18 protein-coding genes are annotated in these 19,772 nt (G+C 57.0%); 13 read left to right on the forward strand and 5 right to left on the reverse strand.

From position 1 onward, the window contains the following. The first annotated feature begins 15 nt into the window (after window positions 1-15). Complete coding sequence (gene dcp, locus ACR8BF_RS09515; RefSeq protein WP_434744836.1) at window positions 16-2,061, forward strand: peptidyl-dipeptidase Dcp; 2,046 nt, start codon at window positions 16-18, stop codon at window positions 2,059-2,061. Between the two features lie 39 nt (window positions 2,062-2,100). On the opposite strand, the gene hpxO is transcribed toward dcp, so the two are convergent. After that, window positions 2,101-3,258, reverse strand: coding sequence for an FAD-dependent urate hydroxylase HpxO (gene hpxO / locus ACR8BF_RS09520; protein WP_292992439.1), 1,158 nt, complete (start codon window positions 3,256-3,258; stop codon window positions 2,101-2,103). A 630-nt stretch (window positions 3,259-3,888) separates the two neighbouring features. Here hpxO and ACR8BF_RS09525 point away from each other — a divergent pair. The 5 genes from ACR8BF_RS09525 to ACR8BF_RS09545 all read left to right on the forward strand — a co-directional run bounded on the left by ACR8BF_RS09525 (window position 3,889) and on the right by ACR8BF_RS09545 (window position 7,580). Then, window positions 3,889-5,070, forward strand: a complete 1,182-nt coding sequence (locus tag ACR8BF_RS09525; RefSeq protein ID WP_434744837.1) for a glycosyltransferase family 4 protein — start codon at window positions 3,889-3,891, stop codon at window positions 5,068-5,070. Window positions 5,071-5,137: 67 nt separating this feature from the next. Next, a complete protein-coding gene (locus ACR8BF_RS09530) occupies window positions 5,138-5,383 on the forward strand; it encodes a hypothetical protein (RefSeq protein ID WP_179895738.1) in 246 nt (81 codons plus the stop codon). A 31-nt stretch (window positions 5,384-5,414) separates the two neighbouring features. Continuing rightward, complete coding sequence (ampC, locus tag ACR8BF_RS09535; RefSeq protein ID WP_434744838.1) at window positions 5,415-6,569, forward strand: class C beta-lactamase; 1,155 nt, start codon at window positions 5,415-5,417, stop codon at window positions 6,567-6,569. Window positions 6,570-6,657: 88 nt separating this feature from the next. Then, window positions 6,658-7,110 carry a type II RES/Xre toxin-antitoxin system antitoxin gene (gene parS, locus ACR8BF_RS09540; RefSeq protein ID WP_314983931.1) on the forward strand — a complete coding sequence of 151 codons (453 nt, stop codon included), beginning with the start codon at window positions 6,658-6,660 and terminating at the stop codon, window positions 7,108-7,110. Further along, window positions 7,110-7,580: an RES family NAD+ phosphorylase gene (locus tag ACR8BF_RS09545; protein WP_313702066.1), complete on the forward strand. Its 471-nt coding sequence runs from the start codon at window positions 7,110-7,112 to the stop codon at window positions 7,578-7,580. Before parS ends, ACR8BF_RS09545 begins: the two co-directional genes overlap by 1 nt. Before the next feature lie 34 nt (window positions 7,581-7,614). Here the strand turns inward: ACR8BF_RS09545 and ACR8BF_RS09550 are convergent, their stop codons facing one another. The 3 genes from ACR8BF_RS09550 to ACR8BF_RS09560 form a co-directional block, all read right to left on the reverse strand. Next, window positions 7,615-9,432 carry a glycoside hydrolase family 15 protein gene (locus ACR8BF_RS09550; RefSeq protein WP_434744839.1) on the reverse strand — a complete coding sequence of 606 codons (1,818 nt, stop codon included), beginning with the start codon at window positions 9,430-9,432 and terminating at the stop codon, window positions 7,615-7,617. A 100-nt stretch (window positions 9,433-9,532) separates the two neighbouring features. After that, on the reverse strand, window positions 9,533-10,426 hold the full coding sequence (locus ACR8BF_RS09555; protein ID WP_010244858.1) for an SDR family oxidoreductase: 894 nt from the start codon (window positions 10,424-10,426) through the stop codon (window positions 9,533-9,535). A gap of 263 nt (window positions 10,427-10,689) precedes the next feature. Continuing rightward, window positions 10,690-11,724: a LacI family DNA-binding transcriptional regulator gene (locus ACR8BF_RS09560; protein ID WP_179895744.1), complete on the reverse strand. Its 1,035-nt coding sequence runs from the start codon at window positions 11,722-11,724 to the stop codon at window positions 10,690-10,692. Between the two features lie 223 nt (window positions 11,725-11,947). Between ACR8BF_RS09560 and ACR8BF_RS09565 the strand changes: the two genes are divergently transcribed. From ACR8BF_RS09565 to ACR8BF_RS09580, 4 genes are all read left to right on the forward strand, one after another. Further along, complete coding sequence (locus ACR8BF_RS09565) at window positions 11,948-12,970, forward strand: ABC transporter substrate-binding protein (RefSeq protein ID WP_434744840.1); 1,023 nt, start codon at window positions 11,948-11,950, stop codon at window positions 12,968-12,970. Between the two features lie 88 nt (window positions 12,971-13,058). Next, on the forward strand, window positions 13,059-15,284 hold the full coding sequence (locus ACR8BF_RS09570; protein ID WP_434744841.1) for an ABC transporter permease: 2,226 nt from the start codon (window positions 13,059-13,061) through the stop codon (window positions 15,282-15,284). After that, window positions 15,281-16,342: an ABC transporter ATP-binding protein gene (locus tag ACR8BF_RS09575; protein ID WP_434744842.1), complete on the forward strand. Its 1,062-nt coding sequence runs from the start codon at window positions 15,281-15,283 to the stop codon at window positions 16,340-16,342. The genes ACR8BF_RS09570 and ACR8BF_RS09575 overlap by 4 nt, the downstream gene beginning before the upstream one ends. A gap of 23 nt (window positions 16,343-16,365) precedes the next feature. After that, on the forward strand, window positions 16,366-17,157 hold the full coding sequence (locus ACR8BF_RS09580) for an inositol monophosphatase family protein (RefSeq protein WP_434744843.1): 792 nt from the start codon (window positions 16,366-16,368) through the stop codon (window positions 17,155-17,157). 35 nt (window positions 17,158-17,192) lie between these two features. On the opposite strand, the gene ACR8BF_RS09585 is transcribed toward ACR8BF_RS09580, so the two are convergent. Beyond that, entirely contained in the window at window positions 17,193-17,624 is a 432-nt protein-coding gene (locus ACR8BF_RS09585; protein ID WP_434744844.1) for a GNAT family N-acetyltransferase, read from the reverse strand. 178 nt (window positions 17,625-17,802) lie between these two features. Between ACR8BF_RS09585 and hipB the strand changes: the two genes are divergently transcribed. The 3 genes from hipB to ACR8BF_RS09600 all read left to right on the forward strand — a co-directional run bounded on the left by hipB (window position 17,803) and on the right by ACR8BF_RS09600 (window position 19,665). Next, window positions 17,803-18,051 (forward strand): type II toxin-antitoxin system antitoxin HipB, encoded by a 249-nt coding sequence (hipB, locus tag ACR8BF_RS09590; protein ID WP_434744845.1) that lies wholly within the window; start codon window positions 17,803-17,805, stop codon window positions 18,049-18,051. After that, complete coding sequence (locus ACR8BF_RS09595) at window positions 18,051-19,364, forward strand: type II toxin-antitoxin system HipA family toxin (RefSeq protein WP_434744846.1); 1,314 nt, start codon at window positions 18,051-18,053, stop codon at window positions 19,362-19,364. The genes hipB and ACR8BF_RS09595 overlap by 1 nt, the downstream gene beginning before the upstream one ends. Window positions 19,365-19,458: 94 nt before the next feature. After that, a complete protein-coding gene (locus ACR8BF_RS09600; protein WP_136198629.1) occupies window positions 19,459-19,665 on the forward strand; it encodes a type II toxin-antitoxin system MqsA family antitoxin in 207 nt (68 codons plus the stop codon). Window positions 19,666-19,772: the final 107 nt, after the last annotated feature.

A 19,772-nucleotide genomic window follows, 5' to 3' on the forward strand; every position in this document is an offset into this window, starting at 1 on the left:
CATCAGGAGCGAACCATGAACGCCCGTCAGAATCCCTTCTTTAGCGTCAGCACACTGCCTTATCAGGCACCTCCCTTTGACCAGATTGAGGAGCAGGATTTCCTGCCTGCGCTGCAGGCGGGCATCGAGGAGAAGCGTCAGGAGATCGAGGCGATCGCCCTGAACAGCGAAGCGCCTACCTTTCTTAACACCTTCGAAGCGCTGGAGAAGAGCGGACAACTGCTCAACCGGGTGAATCTGGTCTTCGGTGCCATGACCTCGGCGCATACCAGCCCCTTTCTGCAGCAGGTGGATGAGGAGATAGCACCCCAGCTTACCGCGCTTAACGATGACATCATGCTGAACCGCCCGCTGTTTTCACGGCTCGACGCGGTCTATTTGCAGCGCGCTAAACTGGATGCCGAATCAAAACGGCTGGTCGAGGTGATCTGGCAGCGTTTCCAGCTGGCGGGCGCCAATCTGCCGGAGGCGCAGAAGCAGCAGCTCAAAGCGCTGAATCAGGAAGCCGCACGGCTCAGTACCCGCTTCACCAATAAACTGCTGGCCGCCACTAAAGCAGGCGGACTTGTCGTTAATGATGTGCAGCAGCTGGCGGGACTGTCACCGGCCGATCTGCTGGTGGCGCAGACGGAAGCGCAGGCGCGCGGGCTGGAGAAAAGCTGGCTGCTGGTGCTGCAGAACACAACGCAGCAACCCGCGCTGCAGAGCCTCGCCGATCGCGCGACCCGTGAAGCACTGTTTAAGGCGGGCGTAACGCGCACGGAAAAAGGCGATGAGAACGACACCCGCGAGCTGGTGTTACGGCTGGCGCAGGTCAGGGCGGAACAGGCCCGGCTGCTGGGATTTGCCAGCTATGCCGAGTGGAAACTACAGGATCAGATGGCAAAAACGCCCAGGGCTGCGCTGGCGTTTATGCACAACATCGTGCCGGCTGCGCGCGCACGTGCCGAACGTGAAGCGGCGGACATCCAGCAGACTATCGATCAGCAGCAGGGTGATTTTACTCTACAGGCCTGGGACTGGCGTTTTTATGCCGAACAGGTAAGGCGTGCCCGATACGATCTTGATGAGAACCAGATTAAGCCCTACTTTGAGCTGAATTCGGTGCTGCAGAATGGGGTGTTTTGGGCGGCGACGCAGCTCTATGGTATCCGTTTTACTGCGCGCCAGGATCTGCCGGTTTATCATCCCGACGTGCAGGTCTATGAAATTTTCGATGCCGATGAGACGCCGCTGGCGCTGTTTTACACCGACTTCTTTAAGCGCGACAGTAAAGGCGGCGGTGCCTGGATGAGCAACTTCGTCAACCAGTCAACGCTGCTCGACAGCAAACCGGTGATCTACAACGTCTGTAACTACACCAGACCGCCCGCCGGTGAACCGGCGCTGCTGAGCTGGGACGACGTCATCACGATGTTTCACGAGTTCGGCCACACGCTGCACGGGCTGTTTGCCAGCCAGCGCTATCCGAGCCTGTCGGGCACGGAAACCCCGCGCGATTTTGTCGAGTTTCCGTCGCAGATCAATGAGCACTGGGCAAGCGAGCCGGCAGTGTTCCGCAACTACGCCCGTCACTATCAGACTCAGGCGCAGATGCCCGCTGAGCTGCATGAAAAGATCGTCCGGGCTGCGACGTTCAACAAAGGCTATGAGATGAGCGAGTTGCTGGCCGCCGCGCTGCTGGATCTTCACTGGCACAGCATCAACCGTGATTCCGCACCACAAAGCGTGGAGGGATTCGAGCAGCAGGCCTTGCAAGGCGACAATATGGCGCTGACGGCGGTGCCGCCGCGTTATCGTTCCAGCTATTTCCAGCACATCTGGGGCGGGGGCTATGCCGCAGGTTATTACGCCTATATCTGGACGCAGATGCTCGCTGACGATGGGTATCAGTGGTTTACGGAGCAGGGTGGACTGACGCGTGAGAACGGCGACATCTTCCGACAGAAGATCCTGTCGCGGGGTAACAGCAGCGATCTCAAAACGCTCTATGAAAGCTGGCGAGGCGCGGCGCCACAGCTGGAGCCGATGCTGAAAAATCGCGGTCTGGCGGATTCATAACCTAAAGGGCTGTCATGCTGACAGCCCTCCTTTTTTGGGTCAACCCAGCGGGCCGCCTTCAATGGTTTCGCACATTCCGGCCAGCACCCGCTCACCGGTTTCACTTTTCAGTGACTGATACCACTCCGCCGTGACCGCCGGGTCGTGCGCATGGGTTACGTCACAGCGTTTGCGCGCTTTCAGCACCAGATCTTTTACCCGTTCAACGCGTCGCGCCTGATAGCGCAGCAGTGCATCTTCGATGCCCAGCGAATGCGAGGCCAGCGTGGAGGCCAGTACCACGGCATCTTCCATTGCCGCGCAGCCGCCCTGACCGATATCGGGCGTGGTGCTGTGGGCCGCATCGCCCAGCAGAGCAACCCGTCCTTTTACAAAACGGCTGAACGGTTCGATGTCGTGGATCTCAACCCGATTGGTGGTGTCCGGATTAATCGCCGCAATCAGCTGCTGCACCGGCTCCGCCCAGCCCTGGAAATAGCCGGTCAAATCCGCTTTCACCGTGCTGCGATCCTGGGGCAATCCCTTCGGCAGCGGCACATCAAAGAAGAAGTAGAACCGATTGCCGCTGACCGGCATCAATGACACACGTTTGCCGTCATTCACAAAGGTGGTCCACTGGTCGGCGGGCGCAATGCGATCGTCAATAGTGACCAGCCCATTCCAGTTAACGTAACCGGCATAACGGCGCTCCAGCTTCTCTTCCAGCACATACTCGCGGATCACCGAATGGGTACCATCTGCGGCAATCAGAAAATCGCCGCGGGCCTGACTGTTATCGGAAAAGGTGGCGATCACGCCGTCTGCGGTCTCTTCAACCTGGATCACCCGCTTACCAAACTGCACCCGCTCACGGCCAAAGGTATCAATCAGCATCGCCTGCAGCTCGGCGCGCGCCACCGGACAGGGATACTCGCCCACCTGTTTCACCATCGGCTCCATGCTGAAGCGGGTCAGGGGGGCGCCGGTCGTGCCGTCGTGATAAGCCATATAGGCCATATTGCCGCCCAGCTGACGCAGTGCGGTTTTCATTCCCAGCGCATTCAGGCATTTAACCCCGTTGGGCCAGATGGAAATCGCCGCGCCGACGGGCTTCATTTCCTGTACGGCTTCATAAACTTCCACGTCGATTCCGGCTTTCTCCAGCGCAATGGCGCTGCTCATTCCGCCAATACCGCCACCAATCACGATTGCTTTCATATTGCTCTCCTGTCTGCATACCTTATTCCTGCAACTTTTGTACCAGAGAGGTGCCTGCGCGACGGATTGCCATTAAATGATTTAAAATCATTAAGTTATATTTATTCAGGCCGGTTATTTTGCACGCTGGGTTTCTGACGTAGTGCACGCTGAAGTGGCAAATTGACGGACTAAAAGGGTGCATAGACGAGTAAACTGCATCCTTTGTTTCATCAATGTCGTCTTTACGGATGGTACGTCTCAGGGTCAGTAAGGCGTCAGAGGACGCCCGCCAAACCTGTATGATCCCGCCCCCGTATATTACGTTAAAAGTTATAAACTAAAGGGACGCTTCGTCTTAATATCATTCATCATAAATAATAAAATATTGACATAAAAATGGCGCGGATGCTGTCTTAAAAATCCCCGATTCATCAAGGGTGAGTTGGCCTGACATATCTGCATACACCTGTTAATAAAAAAATAACCCTGGGAATCAGAGACAACGGTGGCCGTTTAATCACCGGGATGAATCATTAGAAAAACTGTGGAATGTGCGTCTGGAGGGGCTTTTAGGATATTGCTCAAACCTATCCACAGCAATCGCGTGATATAGATCACTCTGGACATAAAGGACTCTGGAAAATGACCATGAAAATTGGAATCACCAATAACCAGTATCCGGAGCAACGTAATATCTTAGTTAATCCGGATAACCAGTATATCAACCTGAAAAAGAGCAATCTTTTTTACTTTATTAATCCGTTACGAACCCGTTTGCTTAAAAAGAATAAAACTTTTGTCTTTCAGCCTGTGCCTTTTTCAGGGGCATCGCGGGCTGACATCCTGCATCTGTTTAACGAAGTCGCGATCACCCAGCAGAAGTGGGTCGCATCCTTTGAAACGGAGCTGCCGCGTGTGCTGCCGGTTGCGGGTGTTGCCAAGCAGGATAACCCTGAGCTGAAACGCCTGATCCCTTATCTGTTAAAAGATAACTGCCTGGGGCTGATTGCTATCTCAGACGCTACGCTGAACATTCAGATGAAGCTGTTCAAACCGGATATCGCTCAGCAAATTCGCCGCAAAACCCTGGTGCTGCATCCGCCACAGAAGCTATTCGTTCAGCATAAAGCGCCGCGACAATCCGGCGTGCTGAAACTGATTTTTGCCGGTAACGAGTTCTATCGCAAAGGCGGGGCTGAAGTGGTACTGGCAATCAGCGAGCTGATTGAAGAGCGTAAAGTAGACGAGTCGCAGCTGGATGTGCAGCTGATTGGCGATCTCGCCAAGCGTCGTAACGTGGCTCACCGCCAGTTCCAGGATGATGAGGCTTTTTACACGGGCACTGAGAACCGTATCAAACGCTATCGATGTTTCACGCATCATTCTCAGATGGAAAACAGTGCGCTGATGCAGCTGTTCCGTCAGAGCGATGCCGGACTGTTACCGACCTGGCAGGAGACCTACGGTTTCTCGGTGCTGGAAATGCAGGCCAACGGCTGCCCGGTGATCACCAGTAACGTTCGCGCATTGCCCGAAATTAATCCCGCCAGCGCGGGCTGGGTGATTGCGAGTCCCCTGAACGCTGACCGTGAATACAGCATTACCTCGGCAGAGCTGAAAACGCAGCTGCGCCAGTCGCTGGTGGAGGGGCTGAAATCAACGATCCTGGCCATCATCGAACGTCCCGAAATGCTGCAGGAAAAAGGTGAGGCGGCCATTCTGCGTATCAAAGAGCAGCACGATACCGATCGTTATGTTGCCCGGCTCAACGATATCTACAGCCGTGGCGTAGTAAATGTCACCCAACATCCCCCTGTTGTCTCAATTTGATTAGATTTCTCTGACGGGGCGCGCCAGACTGGCCATACTTAGTGCAGCGTCCCACTGGAGAACTCTTATGAAAATTATCCTTACTCTGCTGCTGTCCGGATTACTGGGTAGCAGCGCCTTCGCTCAGCCCGCACCGCTTTTTCCGGCCCGCGCACCCCTGGTTCAGTTGACGCCCGTCGCTGCACGCTGCGATCTCTCGGCCTGCCAGACCAACTGCTACACAGAGCAATCCCACTGTAACACCCGGGACAGCGGTGCCTGCAGTTCACAGGCTCAGATGTGCGTGCAGGCCTGCGCCAGCCAATGTAAATAATTCAATTCAGTAAAGAACCCTTTTGTTGCCAATGAAAAAGTCTTTGTTTTACTTTGCGTTATTGTCTTTCTGTGCCAGCTGTGTTGCCGCCGATCTCTCTTCACAGCAGGTCACTTCTCTGGTTAAAGCCACGATCGACCCGCTGATGGAGCAGCAGGCGATCCCCGGCATGTCGGTGGCGGTGCTTTATAAAGGCCGGGCGCAGTTCGTGAACTTCGGTGTGGCCGATCTTGATTCAGGCCGCCGGGTCACGGAAAACACGCTGTTCGAGCTGGGCTCGGTGAGTAAAACGTTTACCGGTACCCTGGCCGGGATCATGATCCGCAACGGCGAAATTCGCCTTAACGATCCGGTGCAGAAGGTCTGGCCGCAGCTGACGGGTGAGCAGTGGCGACGGGTGCGCATGCTGCATCTGGCGACCTATACCGCGGGCGGTCTGCCTTTACAGCTGCCCGATGACGTCACCGATCAGGCTTCGCTGCTCAGCTTCTATCAAAACTGGCAGCCAGAGGCCGCGCCTGGCACCCTGCGTCAGTACTCGAACGCCAGTATTGGTCTGTTTGGTTCGCTGATGGTGAAGGGCGATTATGAGCAGGCGATGACGCGAAATGTGTTTCAGCCGCTACGCCTGACGCGTACCTATATCACCGTGCCACCGTCGATGATGCTGAATTACGCCTGGGGCTATAAAAATGACCAGCCGGTTCGGGTCTCGCCCGGTATGCTGGATGCCGAAGCCTATGGCATTAAATCCACCGCGCGCGACATGCTCACCTTTATGCAGGCCAGTGTGGATCCCAACCGTTTATCTTCGGGCAATGCCGTGCTACGTAATGCTATCCGCACCGCGCAGTCGCGCTATTTTAAAGTCGGGAATTTCTATCAGGGACTGGGATGGGAGATGTACGACTGGCCTGTTACTGCCGACACGATAATCAGCGACAATGATAATGGTGTTGCGCTGAAACCGCGTCCGGCGACTCTGATCAATCCGGTCGGGCCGTCGCAGAGCGCCAGCTGGGTGCATAAAACCGGCGCCACCAACGGATTTGGTGCCTACATCGCCTTTATTCCTGAGCAGAACAGCGGCATCGTCATCCTCGCCAATAAGAATTACCCCAACCCGCTGCGCATCAGGGCGGCATGGCAGATTCTTCAGGCATTACAGCAGGGCGCGCCTGAATAACCCGCATTACGCCTGCTCGTTATGGGGCATGCTGGCACCCGCTGTTCATTTGCGCTAAAATAAAAATCAAATGAACAGGAGGGCTGCTATGTCCATCGCCATCTATACACCCACTCAGCACCGTCGCGCTACGTCGCTGCTGCATGCCCTGAATCTGCCGGAAACACTGCCTGATGCGCATCAGCGCATTGCGGTGGGGTTCAGCAGCAGCGTACTGAAACGCACGGCGTCATTGTCCACCTTTGACGAGGGCTGGTTATGCCGTCTGGCGGGCATCGATCGCACCACCTACAACCGCAAAGTGAAAGATCCTGAGCAGACTTTTTCGCCCGATCAGAGTGGACGCATCTATATGCTGATCCGCGTTCTCTCAGCCGCCAGCAAACTGTTTCGCGACGACAGAGAGCGTCTGGTGCAGTGGCTGGAAACCCCCGCCAAAGCGCTGGGCGGTAAAAAGCCGGCGGAGATGACCACCACGGTGGCGGGCGCAGAAGCAGTGATTAACCTGATTGGCCAGCTTGAGCATGGCGTGATCCCCTGATGGCGGTGCCTTTTTTTCGCCTGGTGAAGAGTGAGTATGCGATGACCGCGTTTGATGGTTTTGGTGCCCGGACTTATGGCGGGCGCTGGAATTCTGTCGGAACGGTTTGTGTCTATATGGGATCGAGCCGTGCGCTTTGTGTGCTGGAGGCGCTGGTGCATCTCACCATTCAGGATCTGGCGCACAACTACTCAATGCTGGCGATTAGTGTCCCTGAATCGCTGATTACCGAACTGTCGCTGGCGGCGTTACCCGATGACTGGCAGGCCGATCCTGCGCCCGCGTCTACGCGACAGATCGGTGACGACTGGCTCGCCAGTCCGGACAACGGCCTGTTGCTGAAGGTGCCGAGCACGCTAACCGGTGAATGGAATGCGCTGTTCAATCCCCGTCATCCGGCGGCGGCCGGCATCGTCAGTAAGGTGGTGGTGGAGCCGTTTTTCTTCGATCCGCGCTTTCGGCTGCAGTAGCGCACTGAGTCGCCGCTTTCCCCAGCGCCTCTGCTCACGCCTGCGATTCTGAAAGCGCCTGCGCCGCGCAAATCAACGCCAGATGGCTCAGTCCCTGCGGCATATTGCCGCGCCAGCTCTGACTGCGGACGTCATACATCTCATTGAAGATATCGACGTTACCGTGGCCATCCAGCCTGTCCAGAATCTCCTGCATTGCCTGTTCTGCCCGGTTTACTTCGCCCATCTTTGCCCAGGCTTCTACCAGCCAGAAAGCGCAGGCAAGGAACGTACTCTCTTCCTGCCTGACGCCGCTGTAGCGATAGAGCATGGCGCTGCCATCGCCCAGCGCCTGCTGAATCGTATGGTAGGTCGCGAGCATCCGCTGCGGATTGACCGCGTTACCATAGCTGTGTACCAGCGTCAGGGACGCGTCGAGGCGATCGTCACTGCCGGCGTAAAAGAGGTAAGCCTGTTTCTGTTCTGACCAGCAGTGCGACTCGATCCAGTCACGGATACGGTCACGTTCCCGCTGCCATCGGCCCAGCCAGGTTGGTTCGACATGCTGACTCTCTGCCAGCGCCACCGCCCGATCCAGCGCCATCCAGCAGGCCATTTTGGAATGCGTATAGTGTTGCAGCTCTGGCAGCTCCCAGATGCCGCAATCTTTCTGCCGCCAGTGATCGGCGCAGCAGTTCGCCAGTTCAGCCAGCATGCGCGCGGTGGTGATATCCAGCACGTGTCCCGCCTCAATGAAGCGCTGCGCGGTGACCAGCATGTCGCCATACATACTGAGCTGCAGCTGGTCGCGGGCATTATTGCCGACCCGCACCGGCTGCGAGTTCTGATAGCCGCTCAGCGGAGGATAGCGCTCAGCGGGCACTTCATCGCCGTTCAGGGCATAGCAGGCGCGCAACCTGACGCCGTGACGCATGATAGTCTGCGACAGCCATGAAAACGCCGCCTTACAATCTTCCAGCGCCCCGATATAGACGAACGCTTTAATAATCAGGCAGGCGTCGCGCACCCAGGCGTAGCGGTAATCATAATTTTTCTCGCCGCCGATCCCCTCCGGTAAGGACGTCGTCGCGGCAGCGGCCAGTGCGCCGGTCGGAGAATACCAGAGAAACTTCAGCGACAGGGCAGAGCGCTTTACCAGCGCCGGGTAGCTGCCCTCATAACTCAGGCTCTCCACCCAGCTGGTCCAGCCGGTGTGGCTGGTTTCAATCCGCTGGTCAATAGCCTCCAGCGGCGGCACCGCCAGCGGCTCTTTCTCGGTCACCAGCAGCGCGCAGAGCGAGCGGGAGCCGGCCGTGGTGCGCAGCGTGGCGCGCACCTGCTCATCATCCAGTTGGGTAATCTGAATATCATCACTGGTGCGGAACATCGCCATAATCTCCGCGATATGAAACACCTTTCCCTTCTCATTGTCGGCCACCCACGGTGAGCGGGTTTCGGCGGCGGTGCCGAAGCGCAGGGTGATCGCCATTTCTACTTCACCGGTGACACCCTCGATGCGGCGTGCCAGTTCGCACCACGGCAGACGGCCCGCCAGCGTGCTGTTAATCGATTCGGTCAGCAGCACGGTGCCGCTTTCCGTTTCAAAGCGGGTCTCCAGCACGTTGCTATTGTCACGATAGCGGCGCGAGACCTGATAGGGTGCGGACGGGGCGATCTGAAAGTAGCCACCGAGTCCGGCATCAAGCAGGCGATCAAACAGGGGTTTCGCGTCGAGATTGGGCGCGCACCACCAGTCAATGGATCCATCCGGTGCAATCAGCGCGACCGAACGGCCTTCACCAATGGCGGCATAATCACCCAGACCCGCAAAGCCATTTTCTCTGACCGGCGAATGAAGGATCGGGTTTTTCATGGTCTGCTTCCTTATTTGACTTTTTCACTGTCGCGGGGCGTGTTGACGGGGCAAAAGCGGGACAAAAAAATGGCCGCATTATGCGGCCATCAGAGTGTGGTTACAGCGTGCCTGTGCCACCATCAGAACACCAGACCTGACCGGAGGAGTAGCTGCTCTCGGTTGAGGCCAGGGTGACGTAGAGTGGGGCGATCTCCACCGGCTGGCCCGGACGGCCCATCGGGGTATCGGCACCAAACTGCTTCACTTTCTCCATCGGCTGTCCGCCGCTGGACTGTAGTACGGTCCAGTATGGGCCTGGCGCCACCGCGTTAACCCGGATGCCGTCGCCACCCAGCTGCTTGGCCAGGGATTTGGTAAAGGCAACAATCGCTGCTTTAGTCTGCGCATAATCGAGCAGAATATCGCTGGGTTTAAACGCCTGCACCGACGAGGTATTAATAATAGACGCACCACGAGGCAGATATTCCAGCGCCGCTTTAGTGATCCAGAACATAGCATAAACGTTGGTTTTAAACGTCGCGTCAAAATCTTCCGTACTCAGGGTACGAATGGACTCATTAAATTGCTGACGACCGGCGTTATTAACCAGAATATCCAGGCCGCCTAATTTATCGGCAGCTTCTTTAACCAGCTGCTGACAGAATTCTTCAGAACGAATGTCGCCAGGAATAGCGAAAACCTTACGGCCTTCCGCTTCAATTAATTTAATCACTTCATCGGCGTCGGGCTGTTCTTCCGGCAGGTAATTAATCACCACGTCTGCGCCTTCACGGGCATAAGCGATAGCCACTGCACGACCAATACCGGAGTCACCGCCGGTAATCAGCGCCTTACGGCCAGTGAGTCGGCCTGTGCCACGATAGCTGGTTTCACCGTGGTCGGGAACCGGGATCATCTTGCTGGCAAGGCCTGGCGCCTGTTGTGGCTGGTCCTCAAAGGGAGGCTTAGGAAATTGATCCAGATCGAGCGTCTTGTTAGTTGGTGTAGCCATTGTATGCTCCTTGAACAGAGTTATCTGAGACATTAAGCCTGGCACAAATGTGATATTTGTCACATCTGACTGCTGATTCATTGAGCAGATAAAACCAGAGAAACTTAATAATGCAGATAAAGCGTAGTCACGAAATCGGAATATTGTGACGCAACATCCGATTATTTTTCAGTGCAGGAGGAGGATATTTAAAGCGAAGCGTGGAAGTGGGTGGGGATTATTTACGCGAATAAAGCGTATCGGCAGAAAATAAAACAGGATGGTTAACCGCCGCGTACTGAACCCCGCCAGACCACATCTACCGGATATATTCTGCGCTCCTGCTGCTGTTCATTTTTGGGCATCAGTGTCTCCGGTTGCGCTTCCGTCTCCACCAGCCAGGCAATGGCATCGCGGGCGAACTGTTCTACCGGCTGGGCAAAGGTCGTGAGGTTGTATGAGGCCCAGCCCGATTGCGGAATATTGTCGTGGCCTATGATGCAGAGATCCTCCGGAATGCGCAGCGCAAAGCGGTGACGGACCTCATCCATGAAGCCGCAGGCGAGCAGGTCGGTGGCACAGTAGACCGCATCAGGACGCACTTTCCGCGTCAGCAGACGCTGGGCCAGAATCTGTCCGCTTTCATAGGAGGTCGAACCGAACCGCTCCACCTGAACTGTAACCCCCGCTTTCTGCGCTGCTGCCAGAAAATCCGCTTCACGTTTCAGCAGGCTCGGTGTGCCCGCCAGCGAATTCACAAACGCGATGCGGCTGCAGCCCGCCCGGACAAAGGCGTTAACGGCCATTTCGGCAGCAGGGCGGGAGTCGAGATTGATATTGAGCGTGCCGGGCAGGGACTCGTCCCGGTTTATCAGGACCAGATGCTGACCATGTTTGTAGCAGAGCCGGGTAATGCCGCTGTCCGGCATACCGGAGAGGATAATCGAGGCGTCGGCGCGGAAATTGATCGCCTGCTGCAGCGCGGCGGAAACGCGGGCATCCGAACGGTCGGTGTTAATCAGCATCGCCACTTTTCCTGCTTCCTGAAGGTACTGGGTCATCCAGCGCACCAGGCTGGCACGGTAGGGCGTGTCCACCTCGGAAGCAATTAAGCAGACGATGCCGCTGCGGTTGCGCACCAGGCCGCGCGCCAGATGATTGACGTGATAGCCCAGCTCTTCTGCCGCTTTCATCACCCGCTGACGGGTGGCCTCCGACACACTGGCACCTGGCGTAAAGGTGCGGGAGACTGCTGAACGGGAGACGCCCGCCCGATCAGCGACATCCTGCGCACTCACGACCGCTTTAAGCTGCTGCATCTTTTTTCCCCGTCCCACCGTTGTCTGCACTGAGTCTGCCTGAAATTGCAAGGCTGTGCAAAAGATAAGCGCGGGGTAAAGGTTTCAAATTTGTGACAGCGTCTGACAATTGCGTAACAACTGAATTGACAGTGCGGCGGGGTCGCCGTACTACTTTGCCCATACGTTTGCACACATGTGCAAAAGCTGGCGCACCTGCGTCATTCAGCCCCAGGAGAACATCATGCGTTATTCCTCTCTGCTCGCTGCTGTCATTGTCTGCCCTATGGTGCCGTTTGCTGCCTCGGCGGCGGGCCTTAATATGATCTGCTCAGCGGATGTAGTGGTATGCGAACAGATGACCACGCTATTCAGTCAGCGTCATCCTGATATCAAACTCAGCATGGTGCGACTCTCTGCGGGTGAAGCCTATGCCCGTATCCGCAGCGAAGCACGCAATCCCCGCACCGATATCTGGTGGGCGGGCACCGGTGATCCGCACATGCAGGCCGCCGAAGAGGGCTTAACTCAGCCCTACAAATCCCCCCTGCTCGATCAGCAGCAGCCCTGGTCACAAAAAGTGGCAGAGATCTCCGGTTACCGCACCGTGGGCGTCTATGCCGGTGCGCTGGGATGGGGCTACAACACCAGACTGCTGGCAGAGAAAAAGCTGAAAGTTCCGGCCTGCTGGGCTGACTTACTTGACCCTGGCTTTAAAGGCGAAATTCAGATCGCCAATCCCAACTCGTCCGGCACGGCCTATAACACCCTGGCGACGCTGGTGCAGATCATGGGCGAAGACAAAGCCTTTGATTACCTGAAGAAGCTCAACGCCAACATCTCGCAGTACACCAAGTCCGGCTCGGCACCGGTTAAAGCCGCCGCGCGCGGTGAAACCACCATCGGCATTGTCTTTATGCATGATGCCGTGGCGATGGAAGTGGATGGCTTCCCGATTAAGCCCGTCGCGCCCTGTGAAGGTACCGGCTATGAGATTGGTTCAATGTCGATCATCAAAGGGACACGTAATCTGGCAAACGCCAAAGTCTGGTATGACTGGGCGCTCAGCGCTGAGGCGCAGTCACACATGAAAGAGGCGAAATCGTTCCAGCTGCCCTCCAACCGCACGGCGGAGATCTCTGAATATGCGCCGCGCTTCGAGAACATCAAGCTGATTGATTATGACTTCAAAACCTACGGTGACTCGGCCAAACGCAAGGTGCTGCTGGGCCGCTGGGATAAAGAGATTGGTGCCAGCGCGCAATAACGGTGGCGTTCACCTGGCTTTCTGAGTCGGGTCTGTGCCAGACCGCGGTGGCGTAAGCCTGATGTCCGCTTCCTGATCGAGGTGATTTATGAATGCGCACAATCGTCGCTTAACCGGCACGCTGCTGGCGGGAGCCGTCGCGCTGACGCTGCTGCCCTGGTATAGCCTGGAGCAGGGCTTCTTCAGTGGAGACTGGCTGTTCAGCTTATGGGGTGATGAAAACAACGCACCGGCGCTGGGACAACTCGCGTTACACCGCTGGCTGGGTATCGCCGTGGCGCTGTGGCTGCTCTCTGCGGCCAGCATTTTTCTGCCCCCGGGTCGCACGCGCAGCACGCTGCTGCTGCTTTTCAGCGTCTGCGGTATCCTGTTTCTGGTGCTGGAAGGGCATGCCATCGGGTTCAGTGGCTGGAGCTGGCTGTGGCTGGAAAACCTCTTTGGCCCGCTGGCGCAGGGGCAACCGGCGATGGGCGCGGGCGCGCTGTTGCTGCTGACCGTCTTTTTACTGATTTTCGCCTTTGCGCTGGCGGAGCGCGGCGTGCTGAAGGGTGATGCCTTTGTGGTGGCGTCGATTGTGCTGCTGGTGGCGCTGGTTACCACCTTTGTGCTCTATCCGGTAATGAGTCTGTTTGTCGCCTCAGTGCAGGATATTGACGGCAGCTTCAAACCGGATGGACTGATTGCCAATATGCAGGACCCTGCGATCTGGAGCCTCTCCTGTTTAACCGGCGACACCTGCGGCACGGCCTGGCGCACGCTGGGACTGGCGCTGATGACCGCCAGTGGTTCTGTGCTGCTGGGCCTGGCGTTTGCGCTGGCGGCCACGCGCACCTCGCTGCCGTGCAAGAAAGCGCTGCGGATGCTGACCATTCTGCCGATTATCACGCCACCGTTTGTTATCGGACTGGCGCTGATCCTGTTGTTTGGCCGCTCCGGCGTGGTGACAGAATCGCTGGCGACGCTGTTCGGCATCGAACCGGGCCGCTGGCTCTATGGCATGACCGGCATCTGGATTGCGCAGGTGTTGTCGTTTACCCCGATTGCGTTCCTGGTGCTGATTGGCGTGGTTGAGGGCGTCAGTCCGTCACTGGAAGAGGCCTCTCAGACGCTGCGTGCCAGCCGATGGCGCACCTTCTCCCGCATCTCGCTGCCGCTGATGGCGCCAGGTCTGGCCAACGCCTTCTTAATCAGCTTTATCGAAAGCATGGCTGATTTCGGTAATCCGATGGTGCTGGGCGGCAGTCACGGCGTCCTCTCAACGGAAATCTTCTTCTCCGTGGTCGGCGCACAAAACGACCCGAGTCGCGCGGCGGTGCTGGCAATGATCCTGCTGGGCTTTACGCTGACCGCGTTTCTGGTGCAGCGCGTCTGGCTCTCCGGAAAAAGCTTCGCCACCGTGACCGGCAAAGGCGACGGTGGCCGTCACGTGATGCTGCCGCGTCCGGTGCGCTACAGCGTCTATGGCATGGTCATCCCGTGGGGACTCTTCACCCTGGTGATCTACGGCATGATCATGATTGGTGGCTTTGTGCAGTCGTGGGGACTGAATAATAATCTGACGCTGGATCACTATATCCGCGCCTTCAGCATCAGCGTGAATCAGGGGCAGCTGGTCTGGAGCGGCGTCGCCTGGAATTCTTTCTGGACCACGCTGGAGATTGCCCTGATCGCCGCGCCGCTCACCGCCATTGTAGGGCTGCTGACGGCCTGGCTGATTGTGCGGCAGAATTTTGCCGGCCGTCAGACGTTTGAATTCATGCTGATGCTGAGCTTCGCCATTCCCGGCACGGTCATCGGCGTGAGTTATGTGATGGCCTATAACCTGCCGCCACTGGAGATCACCGGCACCGCGATGATCCTGATCGCCTGCTTTGTCTTCCGTAATATGCCGGTCGGCGTGCGTGGCGGTATTGCGGCGATGAGCCAGCTGGATAAAAGCCTGGATGAAGCCTCACTGACCCTGGGCGCAAACAGTTTCCGCACGCTGCGTAAAGTGGTGCTGCCGCTGCTGAAACCGGCGATCAGCGCTGCGCTGGTTTACGCCTTTGTGCGGGCGATTACCTCGATCAGCGCGGTGATTTTTCTGGTCAGCGCCCAGTACAACATGGCGACCTCTTACATTGTCGGGCTGGTGGAGAACGGTGAGTATGGCGTCGCGATTGCCTACTCCTCGGTATTGATCGTGGTGATGCTGCTGATCATTGGTCTGTTCCAGCTGCTGGTGGGCGAACGCCGTCTGCGCCGTGTAACCCAACCGTCGGTGATTGTTGCCGCACCCTCTGCATCCACTCTGACTCAGGAGAGAGCCGTATGACGACCATTAACGCCGGATCGGTAGTGTTTGAACATGTCGCGAAGCGTTTTGCCGGTTTTACCGCGGTGCCGGATCTGTCGCTCACTGTAGAGCCGGGCACCCTGGTGACACTGCTCGGGCCGTCCGGCTGCGGCAAGACCACCACGCTACGGCTGCTGGCCGGTCTGGAACATCCCACCTCGGGGCGGATTCTGATTGGCGGCAAAGATGTCACCCATCTGCCCGCTAACGAGCGCGACGTAGCGATGGTGTTTCAGTCCTATGCGCTGTTTCCCCATATGAATGCTATCGACAATGTTCTTTATGGGCTGCTCTCCTCAGGTATGAACAAACGTGAGGCGCAGGACCGGGCGCGCGAAGGGCTGAAGCTGGTGGGGCTGGAGAATCAGGGACAAAGGCTGCCGTCTGAGCTTTCTGGCGGACAGCAGCAGCGTATTGCGGTAGCGCGTGCGCTGGTGCTGGAACCGCAGGTGCTGCTGCTTGATGAGCCGCTGTCGAACCTCGATGAGCGTCTGCGCCGTCGGGTGCGCACCGATATCCGTGATCTGCAGCAGCGGCTCGGGTTTACCGCCGTCTACGTGACTCATGACCAGGAGGAGGCGCTGGCGGTCTCCGATAAAATTATTGTCATGAAAGAGGGGGATATTGCTCAGCAGGGCGCACCGGAGACGCTTTACCATTCGCCCAATTCGGTCTTTATCGCGGACTTTATGGGGGAGGCGAATATTCTGCCTTGTGAAGTTGAAGAGGCGGATGCGGATGACGCGCTGGTCCGCCTGGGTAATCAGCGCTTTCGGGTGCGCGGTGCCGGTGCAAAAACCGGCAGTGCCCAGCTGGCGGTGCGACCGCAGTTTATTACCCTGTCCGGCGATGGTCAGGGCGCCTTGCAGGGAGAAGTGATTCACAGCACCTGGCTGGGCGACCATATTGAATATGAAGTCGCCACCGAGCTGGGCGCGCTGTTTATTATCGATCCGCAGATGGAACAGCGTCTGCCGCTCGCCACCACGGTCGGCGTCAACTTTAAGCCGCAGGGTCTTGCCCTGATTGCCCGTTAATCTGATTAACCCAAGGAGTTCACATGGAATCGCAGGAAATAATGGCGCGACTGGCTTTAGCGGAGGCCGTTGCCCGCGAAGGTGGCGCGACCGCGCTAGCATACTTTAACCGCCGCGACACGCTGGTGGTGGAGACCAAGTACGATTTGCAGGATGTGGTGTCAATTGCCGACCGTGAAGTGGAGCAGCTGATCGCCCGCCGCATACGGGATGCGTTTCCCGATGATGGCTTTCTGGGTGAGGAGTCGGGGCTGCAGACGGGACACTCTGACTATACCTGGGTGGTTGATCCGATCGATGGCACCAGCCCGTTTCTTAATGGGATGCCAAGCTGGTGTGTTTCAGTGGCGGTGCTGCGGGGTGATGTGCCGGTTATCGGGGTGATTTTCGCACCCACCTATGAGGAGTGCTACGTGGCGGCGCTGGGGCAGGGCGCGACGCTGAACGGGCGTAGCCTGCAGGTCGATCCCACACGCACCCTGCAAAATCACGTGACCGGCTTTGGTGCTAACAGCTATGTCTCTCCGCAACAGGTGGGCGAGATTGTGGCCGCGCTGCTGTCGGCGGGCGGTAACTTCATCCGTATTGGCTCCGGTGCGCTGATGCTGGCATGGGTCGCCGCCGGTCGGGTCGTGGGTTACTACGAACCTTATATGCACGCCTGGGATTGCCTGGCGGGTTACTGCCTGGTGAAAGAGGCGGGCGGCTGGTACCACCCGTTTAATATTAAAGGCGACCGCATAACCAAAGGGGCGCAGGTTCTGGCCGTGGCTCCCGGTGCCGAAGTGGACCTGCGGCGCATCGCCGGTTTGTGACCCTGTAACGCTGGCTGTATGGATTATGGTCAGCGTTATTCTTTTAACCTGAGCGTTTTCGTCAGGTAATGACGCTGCATCCCGGTTTGTGGAAAATCGGGCAGGGACATCTGCTGCTGATAACCCTGTTTCTGATAAAACGGCAGAGCCTGGAAACTGAAGGTATCCACCAGCGCAAAGAGACATCCCTTCTTAATTGCTTCCTGTTCCGCAGCTTCCATCAGCGCGCGACCCAGACCGCTGCCACGAAGCATTTCGTCCACCCAGAGAAAATCAATGCAGAGCCAGTTTCCTTTGCGCGAGGCGATCAATCCTCCGCGCAACACGCCTTCTGCATCTTTGTGAGAAACCGACAAAGGGCCCCAGTTCTCACGGCTGATAAACTGCCGATTGTAAGCCCCTAATCCTGCCAGCAGCGCTTCCCGGTCGTGGTCGTTTTCCTGATGGGTAAGGGTAAATGTGTTCATCCTGTTCCTCTCATCTCTGTGGGTGTTTTTATCCTCTATAAGGGATAATTGTTATCTTATCCCCTATGAGGTATAAAATGGTAATTATCCCCGTTAGGGTATAAGCTGTGATTTATCCCCTGTCGGGGATAACGTGTCTGCGCTATGCTTACAGCCTGTGATCCTGAAGGAGCTACCCATGATATACAGCCCGCTACAGCTGGTAAACCGGCTGAAGCTTATCCGCCAGCGCAATGGCTGGACCCAGAGTGAGCTGGCGAAAAAGGTCGGCCTGAAACAGGCCACTATCTCTCACTTTGAAAATGCGCCGGACAGCACCTCGCTGGCCACGCTGTTTAAGTTGCTACAGGCGCTGGAAGTGAGTCTGGACGTTCAGGAGAAAGAGGAGGTCGCAGCACCTTCTTTGCATGATGAGGATGAGTGGTGATGCAAAGGCTGATTGCGTGGATGAACGGCGAGCGGGTGGGCGTGCTGACCCGGCAGCGAAACGGCGCTCATGAGTTTCAGTACGATACCGGCTGGCTGAGTAATCCACTCTCCAGGCCGTTGTCACTCTCAATGCCGTTACAGGTTAAGGCGATCACCTCACACGCCGTGATTAACTTCTTCGACAACCTGCTGCCGGATAGCCCCTTGATTCGCGACAGAATCGTGGCGCGCTACCAGATTAAATCCCGACAGCCTTTTGACCTGTTGCAGGAAGTGGGACGTGACAGCGTCGGGGCGACCATGCTGTTGCCGCCCGATATGCCGCTGCCTGCACTCCAGGCCCGCTATCAGGTGCTGGACGAAGCCCGACTCGAAAATGTGCTGTCGGCCTATCAGTCCGATATTCCGCTGGGGATGCTGCGTGAAGAGACCGATTTCCGCATCTCGGTCGCGGGGGCGCAGGAGAAAACCGCGCTGCTGCTGACGGAAGAAGGCTGGAGCATTCCGGCCGGTGCCACCCCCACCTCGCACATTATTAAGCTGCCGATCGGGGAAATTAAACAGCCGGCCGCAACACTGGATATGCGTGAAAGCGTGGAGAATGAGTATCTCTGCCTGGCGCTGGCCCGCGCACTGGGTATCGACGTGCCGCAGGCGAGCATTATCCGGGCGGGAAAGATGCGTGCCCTGGCCGTAGAGCGCTTTGACCGCCGCTGGTCACGGGATAAAACCCGGCTGATTCGCCTGCCGCAGGAGGATTTCTGTCAGGCGCTGGGGCTACCATCCTCGACCAAATATGAGTCTGACGGCGGACCGGGCATTGCGGAGATCATGCAGATACTGATGGGATCGCGCAACGCCATAGAAGATCGCTATCGCTTTATGATGTTTCAGGTGTTTCAGTGGCTGATTGGCGCCACTGACGGTCACGCCAAGAACTTCTCGCTGTTTATTGAGCGCGGCGGCAGTTATCGACTGACCCCTTTTTATGATGTGATCTCCGCATACCCGGTACTGGGCGGCACCGGACTGAATAAACGTGCGCTGAAACTGGCGATGGGGTTGCGTGCCACTAAGGGAAAGAAGACAGAGATCGACAAAATCTTCCCGCGCCATTTTATCGCCACGGCGAAGCAGGTGAGTTTTGATCGTGACAGCCTGCAGCAGATCTTCGACTTCTTTATTAAGATGTTTCCCCAGGCAGTGGTCTCGGTTCGTGATGCGTTGCCGGCCGATTTCCCGCAGCACATTGCCGACGCCATTTTCAGCCACTCACTGATTATGATGGAGCGATTACGGCATACAGAGTGAAGGCAGGTAATATCCTGAAAAGCCTGTGTTCCCCTATATCGCTACGCAGCTGTCAGCTATGCTTATCTGATCGATTTATCAGGGGAGTAAAGGTATGAAGTGTCCGGGATGTGAAGGAGAGGCGTTTGTGTATGCCACGCGCGACGTCAGTCTTAATACCGGGAATCCGGATGACGTTGTGCCGGATGTGAAGGGCGATCACTGTATCCGCTGTGGGGCAGTAATCATGAATGCCGGCACGGCAGAGCAATATCCCGAAAAGGCGGAAGCGCTTGAGAATGCAGGCGTGCCTGTCAAATAACCTCCAGAGCCCGCTGAGTGCGGGCTTTCTTTTATCCGCCTTACCCTGTTCTGCCCTGTATAGCGGCGAATCACCCATAAAAAAGCCTGCACACGGCAGGCAAAATC

Source organism: Candidatus Pantoea rara (assembly GCF_051136265.1).
GTDB lineage: Bacteria > Pseudomonadota > Gammaproteobacteria > Enterobacterales > Enterobacteriaceae > Pantoea > Pantoea rara.